The organism is Emticicia soli (assembly GCF_037860775.1).
GTDB classification, from domain to species: Bacteria; Bacteroidota; Bacteroidia; order Cytophagales; family Spirosomataceae; genus Emticicia; species Emticicia soli.
Genome location: NZ_JBBEWC010000005.1, coordinates 231,982 through 245,971, shown reverse-complemented (window position 1 = coordinate 245,971; position 13,990 = coordinate 231,982). Strand labels below are relative to the sequence as shown.

Genomic DNA, 13,990 nt, shown 5'->3' with positions numbered 1-13,990 from the left:
CTTTAAAATAGAATCAAGGTTGATTTTCTGTTCGGAAAACTTATATCCACTTTAATTAATAAACAAAAATAGAAGCCACTCTGTTCAGAATGGCTTCTATTTTAAGAAATATTAATATTATCTACTCAGATACAAGTTTCTTTCAGAATAGACTTGTAAGAAGAAATCATCTGTTAAATCGTCGATGAAGTAAATACCTTCTCCAGTCGATTTCATTTCTGGTCCGAGTTCTTTATTTACATTCGGGAACTTGTTGAATGAGAACACTGGGATTTTAATGGCATAACCTTCTTTGTGAGGGTTAAAGTTAAAATCTTTCACCTTTTTATCTCCCAACATCACCTTTGTAGCATAATTTACGTAAGGCTCACGGTAGGCTTTACAAATAAACGGTACAGTACGAGAAGCTCTTGGATTTGCTTCAATTACATATACTTTCTCATCTTTAATTGCAAACTGAATGTTAATTAAACCAACTGTATTTAAACCAACCGCAATTTTCTTAGTATATTCTTCTATCTGCGCAATCACGTTTGCACTCAAATCGAATGTTGGTAGTAGTGCATAAGAGTCTCCTGAGTGAATACCGGCAGGCTCAATGTGCTCCATGATACCGATGATGTACACATCTTCACCGTCGCAGATAGCATCTGCTTCTGCTTCTATGGCGTTTTCTAAGAAGTGGTCAATCAGGATATTGTTATCTGGAATATCGCTCAGAATTTTTACTACGTGTTGCTCAAGTTCCTGCTCGTTAATAACGATTTTCATGCTTTGTCCACCCAAAACGTAGCTCGGACGAACTAAAAGTGGGAAGCCTAACTCACGAGATACTTCAACCGCACGATCGGCAGAACGTACTGTATCAAACAAAGGATACGGTATGTTCATTTCTCTCAGGCGTTCAGAGAATCTACCTCTGTCTTCGGCCAAATCAAGGGCATCATAAGACGTACCAATGATTTTTATTCCATATTTCGTTAGCTTTTCTGCCATTTTAAGGGCAGTCTGGCCACCTAACTGCACAATAACACCTTCTGGTTTTTCGTGCTGAATAAGGTCATACACGTGCTCCCAGAAAACAGGCTCAAAGTATAATTTGTCGGCAATATCAGGGTCGGTCGATACCGTTTCAGGGTTACAGTTAAGCATGATGGTTTCGTAACCACACTCTTTAGCTGCTAATACACCATGCACACAAGAGTAATCGAACTCTATACCTTGGCCGATACGGTTAGGCCCAGAACCAAGTACTAATACTTTCTTCTTATTTGAACTTACCGATTCGTTATCAGGGTTTTCCTGATTAGCATTGAATGTTGAGTAATAATAAGGAGTTTTTGCTTCAAACTCTGCCGAGCAGGTATCAACACATTTGTATACACGCTTAATGCCTAACTCATTTCTTTTATTGAAGACCTGGCTTTCTTTGCAATTAAGTACGTGCGCTATCTGACGATCGGCATATCCTTTTTGCTTAGCGCTTAGTAACAAATCTTTTGGTAAATCGTCAATTGTAAATTTCTCAATTTCTCTCTCCAACAATATCAACTCTTCAATCTGACGTAAGAACCACTTATCTATCTTAGTTAGATTCTGTATAGTTTTGAAAGAAAGACCTGCTTTAAAGGCATCGTAGATATGGAATAAACGATTCCATGATGGATTTGCCAACGATTTCTTGATTGCTTCCTGGTCTTTCAACTCTTTTCCGTCAGCACCTAAGCCATTACGACGGATTTCAAGTGATTGACAGGCTTTTTGTAGGGCTTCCTGGAAATTACGACCAATACCCATTGTTTCGCCTACTGACTTCATTTGTAAGCCTAATGAGCGGTCAGAACCTGGGAATTTATCGAAGTTCCAACGTGGTACTTTTACAATTACGTAGTCAATAGCTGGCTCGAAGAACGCCGATGTGCTACCAGTAATTGGGTTAATCAACTCATCAAGGTTGTATCCGATAGCCATTTTTGCGGCAATCTTTGCAATTGGGTAACCTGTAGCTTTTGAAGCTAACGCCGAAGAACGGCTTACACGTGGGTTAATTTCAATGGCAATGATTTCGTCGGTGTCAGGGTGCAACGAAAACTGAACATTACAACCTCCGGCAAACTGACCGATACCATTCATCATCTTGATAGCCATATCACGCATTTTCTGATAAATAGTATCAGGCAAGGTCATGGCTGGTGCTACCGTAATCGAGTCGCCGGTATGGATACCCATCGGGTCGAAGTTCTCGATAGTACAGATGATAACAATATTACCTTTGTTATCACGAAGTAGCTCTAATTCATATTCTTTCCAACCTAAGATTGATTGTTCTACCAATACTTCATGTACAGGAGATGCATGCAGACCGTGGTTAAGTGCTTTATCAAAGTCTTCAGGATTATGTACAAATCCACCACCTGTTCCGCCTAAAGTAAACGATGGGCGAATAACCAATGGGAAGCCAATTTCCTGAGCAATTTCCTTTCCTTCCAAGAAAGAACGTGCAGTACGGCCTTTACATACGCCTATACCTAATTCAAGCATTTTTAGTCTGAACTTCTCACGGTCTTCGGTGGTTTCAATTGCTTTGATGTCAACACCTATAATCTGAACACCGTATTTTTGCCATACACCGCCTTTGTCGCAGTCAATAGCTAAGTTCAATGCGGTTTGTCCACCCATTGTTGGTAACACGGCGTCAATAGGTTTACCCATTGCTTTGTGTTTTTCCAGAATTTCAATGATTGATTTTTTCTCGAGTGGTTTCAGATATACATAGTCGGCATTGATTGGATCCGTCATGATAGTTGCCGGATTTGAGTTAATCAAACTCACTTCAATACCTTCTTCTTTAATTGACCTTGCTGCTTGAGAGCCTGAGTAATCAAATTCGCACGCCTGACCTATGACAATTGGGCCCGAGCCTATGATAAGAACTGACTTAATATTGGAATTTTTTGGCATTTTTTTTTGTGAAGGGGTTTCGACTCGTTAATCGAAGAACAAAGTTAGTATAGATTTTTTATTTTACCATTGATTGACCGAAAATACCTTAGAAAAGTGCAAAAAAAAGATAAAAATATCTCATATCATACAAAAAAGCACAGGATTTTCAGTAAACCCGAAACATAAAGATTTTTACCATTGCGCGGCCGTATCATTGAAGATATTCAGCACCAATTGGTCTAGAATTTTAGGCACTAAAGAGCCTTCTACTTGTGCAAGTGTTTGCTCTTGTGGGAAATCCTGATAGAACGAAAACTCTTTTTCGAAGCTTTCGTCTTCACTTTTGGTATTTACAAATCTCACATCTACACGAATCGTGAGTCTATTAAGAGCAGCTTTATCACTGGCAGTTGCTGCCACGGGTGTAAGCTCATAACCTGTAATAGAGCCCTCCAGAAACAAATCACCATCGGAAGGTTTCAGTTTAAGACTTGTGTTTCTTTGGTAATATTCTTTTAGTTTTTCGGTAAAATTTAAAGTAAGATTTGCAGGCCCTCCGGCAGTATTCATCACAAAGTTCTGAATCGTGATGGTTTTTAGATCACTTGACAGTGTTGTGCCCGTGAAAGAATATATTTTGCAAGAGCCAAGCATAAATACCGAACATAAAAAAAGAATCAGTACTAACCCTTTCTTCAAAATCAAACCAGACCTAGTATTAATGTTATTCATCTTCAATATCATATTGCTTTATTTTCCTGTATAAGGTTCTTTCTGAAATCCCTAAATCAGAGGCTGCATATTTACGTTTAAAGCCGTTTTTCTTCAAAGCCTTGATAATCATTTCTTTCTCCTGCTTCTCTAATGAAAACGAATCTTCCTGCGTTTCATGCGAAATATCCTCTACATCATTTCTGTTGTCTTGTATATCATCAATCTTAATGAAACCATCGTTATCAACAGGCTGATATGGCTTATATGGGCTAGCAACTACTGGCCCATACATGGTCTGAGGCACCAAGGCTGCAATATTATCTTCCTGGTGGATTCCGTTAAACAATTCGCTGTGTTGCTTCATTGTTTCGGCGTTTATTTGCCCTCCTTGCATCAGAGACAAAACCAGCTTTTTCAAATCGGTCATGTCTTTTCGCATATCAAAAAGCACTTTATACAATAAGTCTCGCTCCGAAAACCCGGCGTCATTCCCGCCATTCATACCTTTCAGTAAGGTAGGCAGGCCACTCACCTGCTCACGAGGGAGGTATTTGGCCAGTACTTCGGCCGAAACTAACCTATCTGTTTCAAGAATGGTAATTTGCTCTGCAATATTTTTTAATTGGCGTATATTACCCGGAAACCTGAAACTCATCAATAGTTGAGTAGCACTTTCGGTCAACTCTATTGGCTGTATGTGGTTTTTCTCAGAAAAATCGTAGGAAAATTTACGAAAAAGCAAGTCAATATCGTAGCCTCTTTCACGCAGTGGCGGCACAGCAATAGGCACAGTATTAAGGCGGTAATATAAATCTTCTCTGAATCGGCCACGTTCAACTGCGTCTATTAAATTTACGTTAGTAGCGGCAACCACACGCACATCAGTTTTCTTGACCTTTGAAGACCCTACCGGAATAAACTCGCCATTTTCTAATACACGCAACAAACGAGCTTGCGTACCAACGGGTAGCTCAGCTATTTCGTCTAAGAAAATAGTACCAGTGTTAGTTGTTTCAAAGTATCCTTTACGGTCGTCGATTGCTCCTGTGAAAGAGCCTTTTACGTGCCCAAATAGCTCCGAATCTATAGTTCCTTCCGGAATAGCGCCACAGTTAATGGCTATAAACGGCCCATGTTTGCGGGCACTCAGTGCATGGATTATTTTTGAAAAAGACTCTTTCCCGCTTCCACTCTCTCCTGTTATCAGCACAGTCAGGTCTGTCGGAGCTACTTGTACAGCAACGCTCAAAGCATAATTCAATGCAGGAGCATTGCCAATAATTCCGAATCGGTTCTTGACTGATTGTATTTCTGCGTTGTTGGTCATTGTAATTTTAAACTAAAACCGTTTCCACCGATTTTCCTATCAGGGTAGCAGCTGTACACTCTGTCACTAATACGTTTACATAGTCTCCTTTTTTGAAGTTTTCTTTCGGAAACACAACCATTTTATTCTGGTCGTTTCTACCGCAAAGGTGCTCAGCCGAGCGTTTCGAGAAACCTTCTACCAAAATCTTATGCACCTTACCAATAGCCATCTGATTACGCTCTAATGAGTGTTGCTGTTGCTTGGCTATAACTTCGGTAAGGCGTCTGTTTTTAACATCAGCAGGTACATCATCAGCCAGTTTTTTTGCTGCCGGCGTATTTGGTCTTTCAGAATAGGCAAACATATAGCCATAGTCATACTTCACGTAATCCATTAGCGTGAGTGTATCCTGATGGTCTTCTTCTGTTTCAGTACAGAAACCTGTAATCATATCTTGCGAAATCCCACACTCCTGGCCCAATATCTCACGTATTCTATCAATTTTGCCCATATACCATTCACGGTCGTAGGTACGGTTCATTAAATCCAGAATCCGGCTACTACCACTTTGCGCTGGTAAGTGAATATACTTACAGATGTTTTCATACTTTTTCATAGCATACAAAACATCGTCAGTAATATCTTTAGGATGAGAAGTTGAGAAACGCACACGTAAATCAGGATTGATTAAGGCTACTTTCTCTAACAAATCGGCAAATGTGGTGGTTTGTAGCTCTCCGTTCACACCTTTCCATTTGTAAGAATCCACATTTTGGCCAAGTAGCGTAACCTCTCTGTAACCTTGTTCAAAAAGCTCGGTTGCTTCTTTTACGATAGAGAATGGGTCACGGCTTCTTTCACGGCCACGAGTATATGGCACCACGCAAAAACTACACATATTGTCACAACCACGCATGATGCTTATAAAGGCTGTAACACCGTTTGAATCTAAACGGATAGGTGTAATATCGGCATAGGTTTCTTCTCTCGACAAAAACACATTTACAGCTTTTTGTCCGTCTTCAACCTCATTTATCAAATTCGGTAAATCACGATAAGCATCTGGGCCTACCACCATATCTACAATTTTCTCTTCTTCCAGAAACTTGGTTTTCAATCGCTCTGCCATACAGCCCAAAACCCCAATCTTCACATTGCGGCTCTTTTTCTTCATTGGCACCAGGTGTTGCAGGCGATTACGCACTTTTTGCTCAGCATTTTCACGAATAGCACAAGTGTTCAGTAAAATCAATTCTGCCTCTTCTATTTTCGAAGTAGTTGCAAAACCGTTTTCTCTTAAAATAGATGCCACAATTTCGCTATCTGCAAAATTCATCTGGCACCCGTAGCTCTCTATATATAGCTTACGTTTGCTATCGCCTTCTTCATCAACACTAATGCGTGCTACTTCTAAATCTTTCTTGTCTTCTTCTTTAAGAATTTCTAATCTGCCTGTTACTAAACTCATGATTGCTAAGCTTGATTTATCAAACACAACCCCATTGCCAGAAATAAAGTTCTTACTCTTTGGAATGGGTTTGTCTAAATTATTTACAAAATTACGATAAACTGACAGATTGTCAGTAATTAAACAGATAAAATATTCTTTATCTGTTTAAACTCTTCTTTCTCAATACTTATATCTCAATAATCCTTTGTAATTTGCTGCATATTCAACCTTAAAAATTGCCCTTATGCCTTTGCTCATTACTATTATTGGGCTTATTGTACTCATTTTGCTCATATCTTATTTCAAGTTTCACGTTTTCCTCTCATTTCTGATAGTTACGCTAGGTGTAGGCTTAGCTTTGCAGATGCACCCTGCGCAAATCATGACAGCCGTACAACAAGGTATTGGCGGCACTTTAGGGTCTATTGTGTCAATAATTGCTTTAGGAGCTATGCTTGGCAAACTGGTAGCACAAAGTGGCGCAGCACAAAGAATATCCACCAAGATGATGGAGCTTATCGGAACTTCGTATGTGCGTTGGGCTTTTATGATAACCGGTTTTATTGTCGGCCTACCCTTGTTCTATTCAGTAGGTTTTATGTTGCTGGCACCTTTGGTTATCACGGTTTCGTATCGGTACAAACTGCCTGCTATTTATATTGCTATACCTATGTTGGCGTCTCTTTCGGTTACGCAAGGTTATTTGCCGCCACACCCAGCGCCATTAGCCATTGTAAAACAGTTTGATGTAGATATGGGCCTAACACTTTTCTATGGAATTATAGTGGCAATCCCAGCGATACTTATTTCAGGTGCTTTGTTTGGCAGCACTTTAAAAAACTACCTTACACTACCCAACAAAGCCTTTATTGCACCCGAACTGAAAGAAGACGAAATGCCCTCAACGTTTATGAGTTTCTTTTCGGTACTATTGCCTATTTTATTGATTAGTTTAGCTACTATTGCTCTGCCCAATTTCGACAAAAAATCTTTCATGCATCAATTTCTGACTTTTGTCGGAGACCCAATTGTGAGTATGTTTATTTCGGTTGTTTTTGCACTATATGCTTTAGGCATTAAGCAAAACAAAACTATGGGAGAAGTTACCAATTTATTGGGCGACTCAATCAAAGAAGTAGCCTTACTGTTTTTGATTTTCGGCGGAGCCGGTGCCCTAAAACAAGTACTGACCGATGGAGGCGTGAGCCAATCTATTGCTTCTATGATGCAGGAATCCTCGTTGCATCCGCTGGTTTTAGCCTGGGGTATGGCTGCTATTATTAGGGTAGCTGTGGGTTCGTCAACAGTTTCGGGTATTACTACTGCCGGATTCGTTGCCCCTTTGCTTGCCTCTACCAATACCGAGCCACACCTGATGGTACTAAGCATTGGCGCAGGCAGCATGATGTTCTCTCACGTGAACGATGCAGGTTTCTGGCTTTTCCGAGAGTATTTTCAGCTTTCTATGACCGAAACACTGAAAACTTGGTCGGTGATGGAAACCCTCGTTTCGGTATCAGGCTTAGCCGGAGTAATGGCACTGAATGCTTTTATTGGGTAATTTAAAACGGATAACCGATTGCAAAGTGAAATACCGGATAATACTCATTATTACGCCCTAGCCTTGTTTTATTCAAAACAAATCGGTCGCCTTCGTCTCTCGATGGGTCTATTACTTTTACACCCCAGTCGAAACGGGCAACGAAATAATCGAGGTCTAAACGGATACCTGCACCTGTACCTACAGCAAATTCTTTATAGAATCGTCCCCAATCAAAATTGGCTTCGTTATATTTTGACGAAATCTGATACCATTTCCAGACGTTCCCGGCATCAATAAATAGGCCTGCATTCCAGTTTCCTATAAACCTGAACATATATTTGCGGTATTCTATACTTCCTTCAAGCAAAATATCACCGGGTTGCTGGAAGAAGCGATTTCCGACCGTAACACCTTGCGCAGAACCCGGTCCTAATGAACGAGGCCGCCATGCCCTGATGCTGTTTGGCCCACCAATGAAGAAGTTTTTCTCAAACGGTAAAGCCTGATTGTCTCCGTAAGGATGCGCCAAGCCGACGTTTACTCGATAAGCCCAGGAGTCTCTTGAATTAATAGGGAAATATTTTCTGAAATCAACATTGACTTTTATGAATCTGAAATAAGCCCGCTGAATGGTATCTAATGGGAATAGTTGGTCAATAAACTTGATTTTGTTTCTATCAGGGAAGAAATTAAGCGTTGTACCGCCCGACTCCACAAAAATTCTCAGATACTTTGCTCTTATGTTTTTGCCTTGCGCCTGATTGTTGTAAACATAGGTGGCATTGATACTCGATACGAACTGAGGGTCAAATAAGACCTTTAAATTGTTACCTCTTTCGGCTTCTGATGTAAGAATAGAATCAAAAGTAAAGCTTTTGTATGGTGTATTGATGAGGTTAATATCAAAGGGAGAAATCTGTATGGTTTCATATTTTGATTTCAACCACGAATAGTTTCCTGTAAGCCTGAATACCTGCCTACGGTACAACTGCTGTGCCGAGTTATTATAACTCAACGCAACCTGCGTGCGTGGGCTTTTAAGGCTTAGCATATTAGCAATACTATTAAAGAAGATTATCTTCGGGAAATTAAAGGCCAGATTTGCCCCTAACTCACGGCTTCGCTGAACAGTCGAATCTAACCCTGGTTGCCCTTCAAGGTTTGCACGTAAACCTAACTCTGTGGTTTCTAATACGCTTAAAAGATTTCTTGCCCTTAGCGACACATTGGCTCCACCACCCAGAATACCGTTAATATTGTTTACATCAAAATTATACGCCGCAGTATATTTAGGATTCGTAGGTGCTATAATATCGGTCCGAAGCTTGTTATCAGGCAATTGGGTAAAACGAATATTGGCAAAAGCGAATTGGTCGAGACTATAAAGCTGACGATTGGTTTCATTAACCATCGAAACCCTGAAAAGCTGGTCGGGCCGAATCAGAATCTTTTTATCGAGCAACCGGGTTGGGAATCGTTTACCTATAAAAGTGTAATTAATACCATTATATGTCGCCTGTGTAGTATCGCCTCCAACATTTGGGTCGTTCGAAGGGTCGGCCGAAATAAAATTGATTGAGTCAAACCTGAACTGCTCATGCTGGCTCTTCGCTACCGGATTCCGGATCAACATTTTCACATTAACTCTGTAATTACGCTTGATATAATCGGTGGTATCAATCTCGGTCGAAATATAGTTTTTTGCTATAAAATTATAATAGCCTTCATCTTTTAATAGTAACTCTAGCCTACCCTTTTCAAGCGTGATATTATTCATATCTACTTTTGCACCTTGTTTTATCATGCTTGTAGGCATTGTAACCTTCACGATACTATCAATGCGGGTATCTTTAATATCATAAGTAACGCTATCTATATAATAAGCATTTTTTTCATCTACCAGATACGTAAGTTTTATTCCCCGCTTATTGCTGGTAGAATCAATCTGATACATAACAGTGTTATCAAAATAGCCTTTATTATAGATAAATTTCTGAATATTCTCAGAGGTATGTTTTATATCATTCTCGGTGATTTTTGCAGGCGGCTCTCCTACATTTTTCATCCACCAGTTTTCCTTTGTTTCTAACCTGTCTTTGTAGATATTTACCTTTCGTTGGTATCGCTTTCTCTTTTTTTCAACATCTGCATTATAGTTACCAGGATTAGGTAAAGCATTAAGTCTACTCTCCCATTTATCACGGCGGGCTCGAATTTTCCCTTCATCATAAAAGGCTTTACCTAGGTTGTATAGACCTACATAGGGTGTAATAGGCAAATTAAAAGGCCGTCGATTAGGCTTTTGAGTAGGCGGAATAAGATACTCTAATTCCTCAGTTGAAATTTGTTTATTACCTTTGAACGCCAAACTGTGCAAACGATACTCGTCTCGGTCTAGCTGAACTTCACGTGAGCAAGAAACAAAGAGTATAAAAAGTAATGGCAGATATTTAATTTTATCAGTCACGACATTTTTTTGTGCTTTTTGGGTTCTTCGATGTCCTGATGATAAATAAGAAAAACGCATAAATTGATATTGATATGTTTTCAAAGCAGCAACAAAAATACGTTCAATCCTTACAAATAAAAAAATATCGGCAAGAACACGCTACTTTTTTAGTAGAAGGCACAAAAAGTGTACTAGAATTAATGGATTCTGACTTTCAGGTTGAGTTATTGCTGTGTACACCTAAATTCTTTGAAGACAACGAAAAAAAGCTTAAAAAAATATCAGTCGAGCAAATTTCTCAGACAGAATTAGAGAAAATTAGTACGCTCCAAAGCAATGATGCAGCGGTGGCAGTTGTAAAGATGAAAGCCAACGAAAGTTTACTGGCTGACTCGAAAGAATTTGTACTGGTTTTAGATGATATTCGTGACCCCGGCAATCTGGGCACTATCTTACGCATTGCTGATTGGTACGGTTTTAAAAAAGTAATTTGCTCAAATACAACCGTTGATTTCTATAACCCTAAGGTCATATCGGCATCAATGGGTTCATTTACCCGAATCAAGACTTTTTATACTGATTTACAGACCTACTTTGAACAAATCTCGGTACAAAAACCGGCCATTATCGGTACTTTTCTGAACCACGAAAACCTGCACCAATTCAGTTTTCCAGAGGCTGGTTATATCGTTTTAGGTAACGAATCGAACGGTATAGGCGATATAGTAGAAAAGTTTGTGAGCCACAAAGTAACTATTCCAAGATTTGGGCATGCCGAATCTTTGAATGTTGGCATTGCTACTGCCATTGTATTAGATAATTTAATGAGGAGCAAATAACCACAATTAACCATGAGCAACGCTTATTTTGAAGACCAGATTTTTGAAAAACTTGATTTTACCAACACTATCCTGGCCCGAGGCGAATACGAAAATTGTACGTTCAGCTATTGCAATTTTGCCGAGATACATCTTTCGGGTTATATTTTTTCAGACTGTACTTTTAAAGACTGTAACCTGAGTATGGCTCAAACCAGGAGTACTTCTTTTAAACGTGTAGCGTTCAAATCATGCAAATTGCTGGGTATTCATTTCGACCAGTGTAATCCTTTTCTTTTTGAAGTAAGTTTTGAGAACTGCCTCTTGAATCTGTCTACATTTCATAAATTAAACCTAAAAAAGACCCGCTTCAAAGATTGTACTATGCACGAAGTAGATTTCTCTGAAGCAGACCTTAGTAATGCCATCTTCGACAACTCTGATTTATCAAGAACTACTTTCAGAAACACAATTCTTGAAAAAGCTGATTTCAGAACTGCCTACAATTACTCAATAGACCCCGAAGCAAACAAGCTCAAAAAAGCCAAGTTCTCTTTGCATGGCGTGGCAGGGCTTTTAGAAAAGTACGATATTAGCATTCATTAATAAATTATCAGGCAATCTTGATTTCGAACAAGCCAAGCGTAACACCCCAATAATGTTTTGGCAGGTTTGCTTGGGGTGTTATTTCTTTTATACCCACATAGGTATATCCGGCATTCTTATAAATCTGATGTAGTTTGGCGTTGTCTTGCCAGGTATCGAGCCTTACAAAATCTATCTGATTTGTTTTGGCAAAATCAATAGACCAATCTGTAATAAACTTAACGAACCCTCTTCCTCTGAAATTAGGATTAGTTGAGATACGGTGCACATAAATAGCCGAATCTGCATCTTTTTCGTCCCATATAGCGGGGTCGTTATAAGCAATCATAAACACGCAGGCCGCTTCTCCATCAACCACTACTTTCCATTGTCGCCCTTCCTCTATTTCATTTATTACCATGTTTCTGTCAAATCCTTTCCATACCAAATTACTTACTGCTTGTTGATGCGCAATGGCGCTATCATACAACCCCATTAAGGTGTCTAAATCATCAATTGTAGCTCTTATAATCTCCATTATTCTTTATTTTTTCACAAAAATTTGCATTATAAAATTATTCTCCAAATATTTACGTAACTAATTACGTAATTAATTACATATAATGGATTTAATGTCAGATTTAGGTGCTTTAGCACTTGGAAGTCGCTTAAAACGGCTCAGCGATCGAATGATGAAATCGGTTTCTGAAATATACAGAAACTCGGGCTTAGATTTTGAATCAAAATGGTTTCCACTCTTTTATCTATTAAGCAAAGAGGGAGAAAAAGGTATCATGGAAATTGCAGAAATATTGCACATCAGCCATCCGGGTGTAATTCAGCTAGCTAAAGAAATGGAAAAAGCGGGTTGGATAGTCTCTGAAAAATCAGAAAACGATGCCAGAAAAAGAAACCTCAAACTCACAGAAAAAGCTTGGCAAAGCCTACCCCAATTAGAAGAAATGTGGGTGAGTTTCAGAGAAAACAATGCCAAAATCATTCGTTCTTCTAAGCAAAATATACTTTTAGCATTAGAAGAAATTGAACAATTTCTGGATAATAACGACTTTAAAAAACAATACTATGATACATTTGAAGAAATGAAAGAAAACACTATTGAAATCAAGATTTTTGAAGAAAAGTACCAACAGCAAGTAGAAGACATGGTATTATCTATCCAGAACGGAGAGTTTAATCTGGGCCTGACAGCCCAACGCCAACCCGATTTACATAACCTGAAAGCCTTCTACAACGATAAAGGCAATTGGCTCTGGACTGCCACCAATAAAAATGACGAAGTTGTTGGCACTATTGGGCTAGAAAAGCTGAATGATGAGCAAGCCGTATTAAGAAAGATGTTCATCAAAAAAGAATACAGAGGCAAGACTTTAGGTTTAGCTACAAAATTATTCGAAATTTTAATTGAAGAAGCTAAAAAACAGCAGTTTAAAGAGATTTTATTAGACACTCCGCTAGTTACCCACGCAGCCCACAGATTTTATGAGCGAAATGGCTTTGAGCAAATTAGTAGTGACTTAGTACCTGATAACTACATTTTACCTAAAGGTATTGACCTGAAAATCTATAGACTAGCTTTATAATACTCTAGCCCCAGCCTAAACTAACAGATAGTATTTGTGCGTACGCACAAGTACTATCATTTAATTATTTTTAAAAACTCTGCAGTTCTCCTACGGGAAATTGAGATATTCTCATCATTTTTCATCCGAATCTTTACAGAAGACCCTGATGCATCATCAAAAGTTGAAATAAATTTAAGGTTGATGACAAAAGAGCGGTTCGGGCGAAAAAAAAGGAACTCTTTCAGACGTTTTTCAAAGCTGCCCAAATTTGTAGAACTTAGAATCTGTTTACCATCTGCAAGATAAATTATGGTGTAATTAATGTCCGCCTTTAACATTATAATTTTAGAAGGACAAATTTTCACATGCCCACCAATATGGACAAGTTCTGTAGAATTCATGGCTTTTCTAAGGATTAAATATATCGTTAGGTGATATGGAGATTATGATTTTGTCAAGCAAAGTATAAAGATACTTAAAATATTACTAATTTTCAAATATTTAGGCTTTTGATGTCAAATTATTGGCTTATTTATTCAATTACTTAGTTTATTGTTGCATAAGTTATAGCATTCATACAGGCTCCTAAAAAATAT

The 13,990-nt window shown here is 38.8% G+C and carries 11 protein-coding genes; 4 read left to right on the top strand and 7 right to left on the bottom strand.

Annotation, left to right across the window (positions count from 1 at the left end):
- Window positions 1–117: 117 nt before the first annotated feature.
- The 4 genes from carB to miaB form a co-directional block, all read right to left on the bottom strand.
- Entirely contained in the window at window positions 118–2,961 is a 2,844-nt protein-coding gene (gene carB, locus WAE64_RS08955) for a carbamoyl-phosphate synthase large subunit (RefSeq protein WP_340236015.1), read from the bottom strand.
- Window positions 2,962–3,135: 174 nt separating this feature from the next.
- Window positions 3,136–3,675 (bottom strand): LptE family protein, encoded by a 540-nt coding sequence (locus tag WAE64_RS08950; RefSeq protein WP_340236014.1) that lies wholly within the window; start codon window positions 3,673–3,675, stop codon window positions 3,136–3,138.
- Window positions 3,668–4,984 carry a sigma-54 interaction domain-containing protein gene (locus WAE64_RS08945; protein ID WP_340236013.1) on the bottom strand — a complete coding sequence of 439 codons (1,317 nt, stop codon included), beginning with the start codon at window positions 4,982–4,984 and terminating at the stop codon, window positions 3,668–3,670. The genes WAE64_RS08950 and WAE64_RS08945 overlap by 8 nt, the downstream gene beginning before the upstream one ends.
- Window positions 4,985–4,991: 7 nt before the next feature.
- A complete protein-coding gene (miaB, locus tag WAE64_RS08940; protein WP_340236012.1) occupies window positions 4,992–6,434 on the bottom strand; it encodes a tRNA (N6-isopentenyl adenosine(37)-C2)-methylthiotransferase MiaB in 1,443 nt (480 codons plus the stop codon).
- A 226-nt stretch (window positions 6,435–6,660) separates the two neighbouring features.
- Here miaB and WAE64_RS08935 point away from each other — a divergent pair, with 226 nt between their 5' ends.
- On the top strand, window positions 6,661–7,977 hold the full coding sequence (locus WAE64_RS08935) for a gluconate:H+ symporter (protein WP_340236011.1): 1,317 nt from the start codon (window positions 6,661–6,663) through the stop codon (window positions 7,975–7,977).
- A gap of 1 nt (window position 7,978) precedes the next feature.
- Here WAE64_RS08935 and tamL read toward each other — a convergent pair whose 3' ends face one another.
- Window positions 7,979–10,426: a translocation and assembly module lipoprotein TamL gene (gene tamL, locus WAE64_RS08930; protein WP_340236010.1), complete on the bottom strand. Its 2,448-nt coding sequence runs from the start codon at window positions 10,424–10,426 to the stop codon at window positions 7,979–7,981.
- A gap of 74 nt (window positions 10,427–10,500) precedes the next feature.
- Between tamL and WAE64_RS08925 the strand changes: the two genes are divergently transcribed.
- Complete coding sequence (locus WAE64_RS08925; protein ID WP_340236009.1) at window positions 10,501–11,247, top strand: TrmH family RNA methyltransferase; 747 nt, start codon at window positions 10,501–10,503, stop codon at window positions 11,245–11,247.
- 12 nt (window positions 11,248–11,259) lie between these two features.
- Window positions 11,260–11,832 (top strand): pentapeptide repeat-containing protein, encoded by a 573-nt coding sequence (locus WAE64_RS08920; protein ID WP_340236008.1) that lies wholly within the window; start codon window positions 11,260–11,262, stop codon window positions 11,830–11,832.
- A 7-nt stretch (window positions 11,833–11,839) separates the two neighbouring features.
- On the opposite strand, the gene WAE64_RS08915 is transcribed toward WAE64_RS08920, so the two are convergent.
- A complete protein-coding gene (locus tag WAE64_RS08915; protein WP_340236007.1) occupies window positions 11,840–12,349 on the bottom strand; it encodes a GNAT family N-acetyltransferase in 510 nt (169 codons plus the stop codon).
- A 151-nt stretch (window positions 12,350–12,500) separates the two neighbouring features.
- Between WAE64_RS08915 and WAE64_RS08910 the strand changes: the two genes are divergently transcribed.
- Window positions 12,501–13,412 (top strand): bifunctional helix-turn-helix transcriptional regulator/GNAT family N-acetyltransferase, encoded by a 912-nt coding sequence (locus tag WAE64_RS08910; RefSeq protein ID WP_340236006.1) that lies wholly within the window; start codon window positions 12,501–12,503, stop codon window positions 13,410–13,412.
- A gap of 56 nt (window positions 13,413–13,468) precedes the next feature.
- On the opposite strand, the gene WAE64_RS08905 is transcribed toward WAE64_RS08910, so the two are convergent.
- Window positions 13,469–13,795 (bottom strand): LytR/AlgR family response regulator transcription factor, encoded by a 327-nt coding sequence (locus tag WAE64_RS08905; RefSeq protein ID WP_340236005.1) that lies wholly within the window; start codon window positions 13,793–13,795, stop codon window positions 13,469–13,471.
- Window positions 13,796–13,990 lie beyond the last annotated feature (195 nt).

Bases quoted from the DNA above. Each gene is read 5' to 3' on its own strand.
- carB (WP_340236015.1), bottom strand. From the start codon at position 2,961: ATGCCAAAAAATTCCAATATTAAGTCAGTTCTTATCATAGGCTCGGGC.
- WAE64_RS08950 (WP_340236014.1), bottom strand. From the start codon at position 3,675: ATGAATAACATTAATACTAGGTCTGGTTTGATTTTGAAGAAAGGGTTA.
- WAE64_RS08945 (WP_340236013.1), bottom strand. From the start codon at position 4,984: ATGACCAACAACGCAGAAATACAATCAGTCAAGAACCGATTCGGAATT.
- miaB (WP_340236012.1), bottom strand. From the start codon at position 6,434: ATGAGTTTAGTAACAGGCAGATTAGAAATTCTTAAAGAAGAAGACAAG.
- WAE64_RS08935 (WP_340236011.1), top strand. From the start codon at position 6,661: ATGCCTTTGCTCATTACTATTATTGGGCTTATTGTACTCATTTTGCTC.
- WAE64_RS08925 (WP_340236009.1), top strand. From the start codon at position 10,501: ATGTTTTCAAAGCAGCAACAAAAATACGTTCAATCCTTACAAATAAAA.
- WAE64_RS08920 (WP_340236008.1), top strand. From the start codon at position 11,260: ATGAGCAACGCTTATTTTGAAGACCAGATTTTTGAAAAACTTGATTTT.
- WAE64_RS08915 (WP_340236007.1), bottom strand. From the start codon at position 12,349: ATGGAGATTATAAGAGCTACAATTGATGATTTAGACACCTTAATGGGG.
- WAE64_RS08910 (WP_340236006.1), top strand. From the start codon at position 12,501: ATGATGAAATCGGTTTCTGAAATATACAGAAACTCGGGCTTAGATTTT.
- WAE64_RS08905 (WP_340236005.1), bottom strand. From the start codon at position 13,795: ATGAATTCTACAGAACTTGTCCATATTGGTGGGCATGTGAAAATTTGT.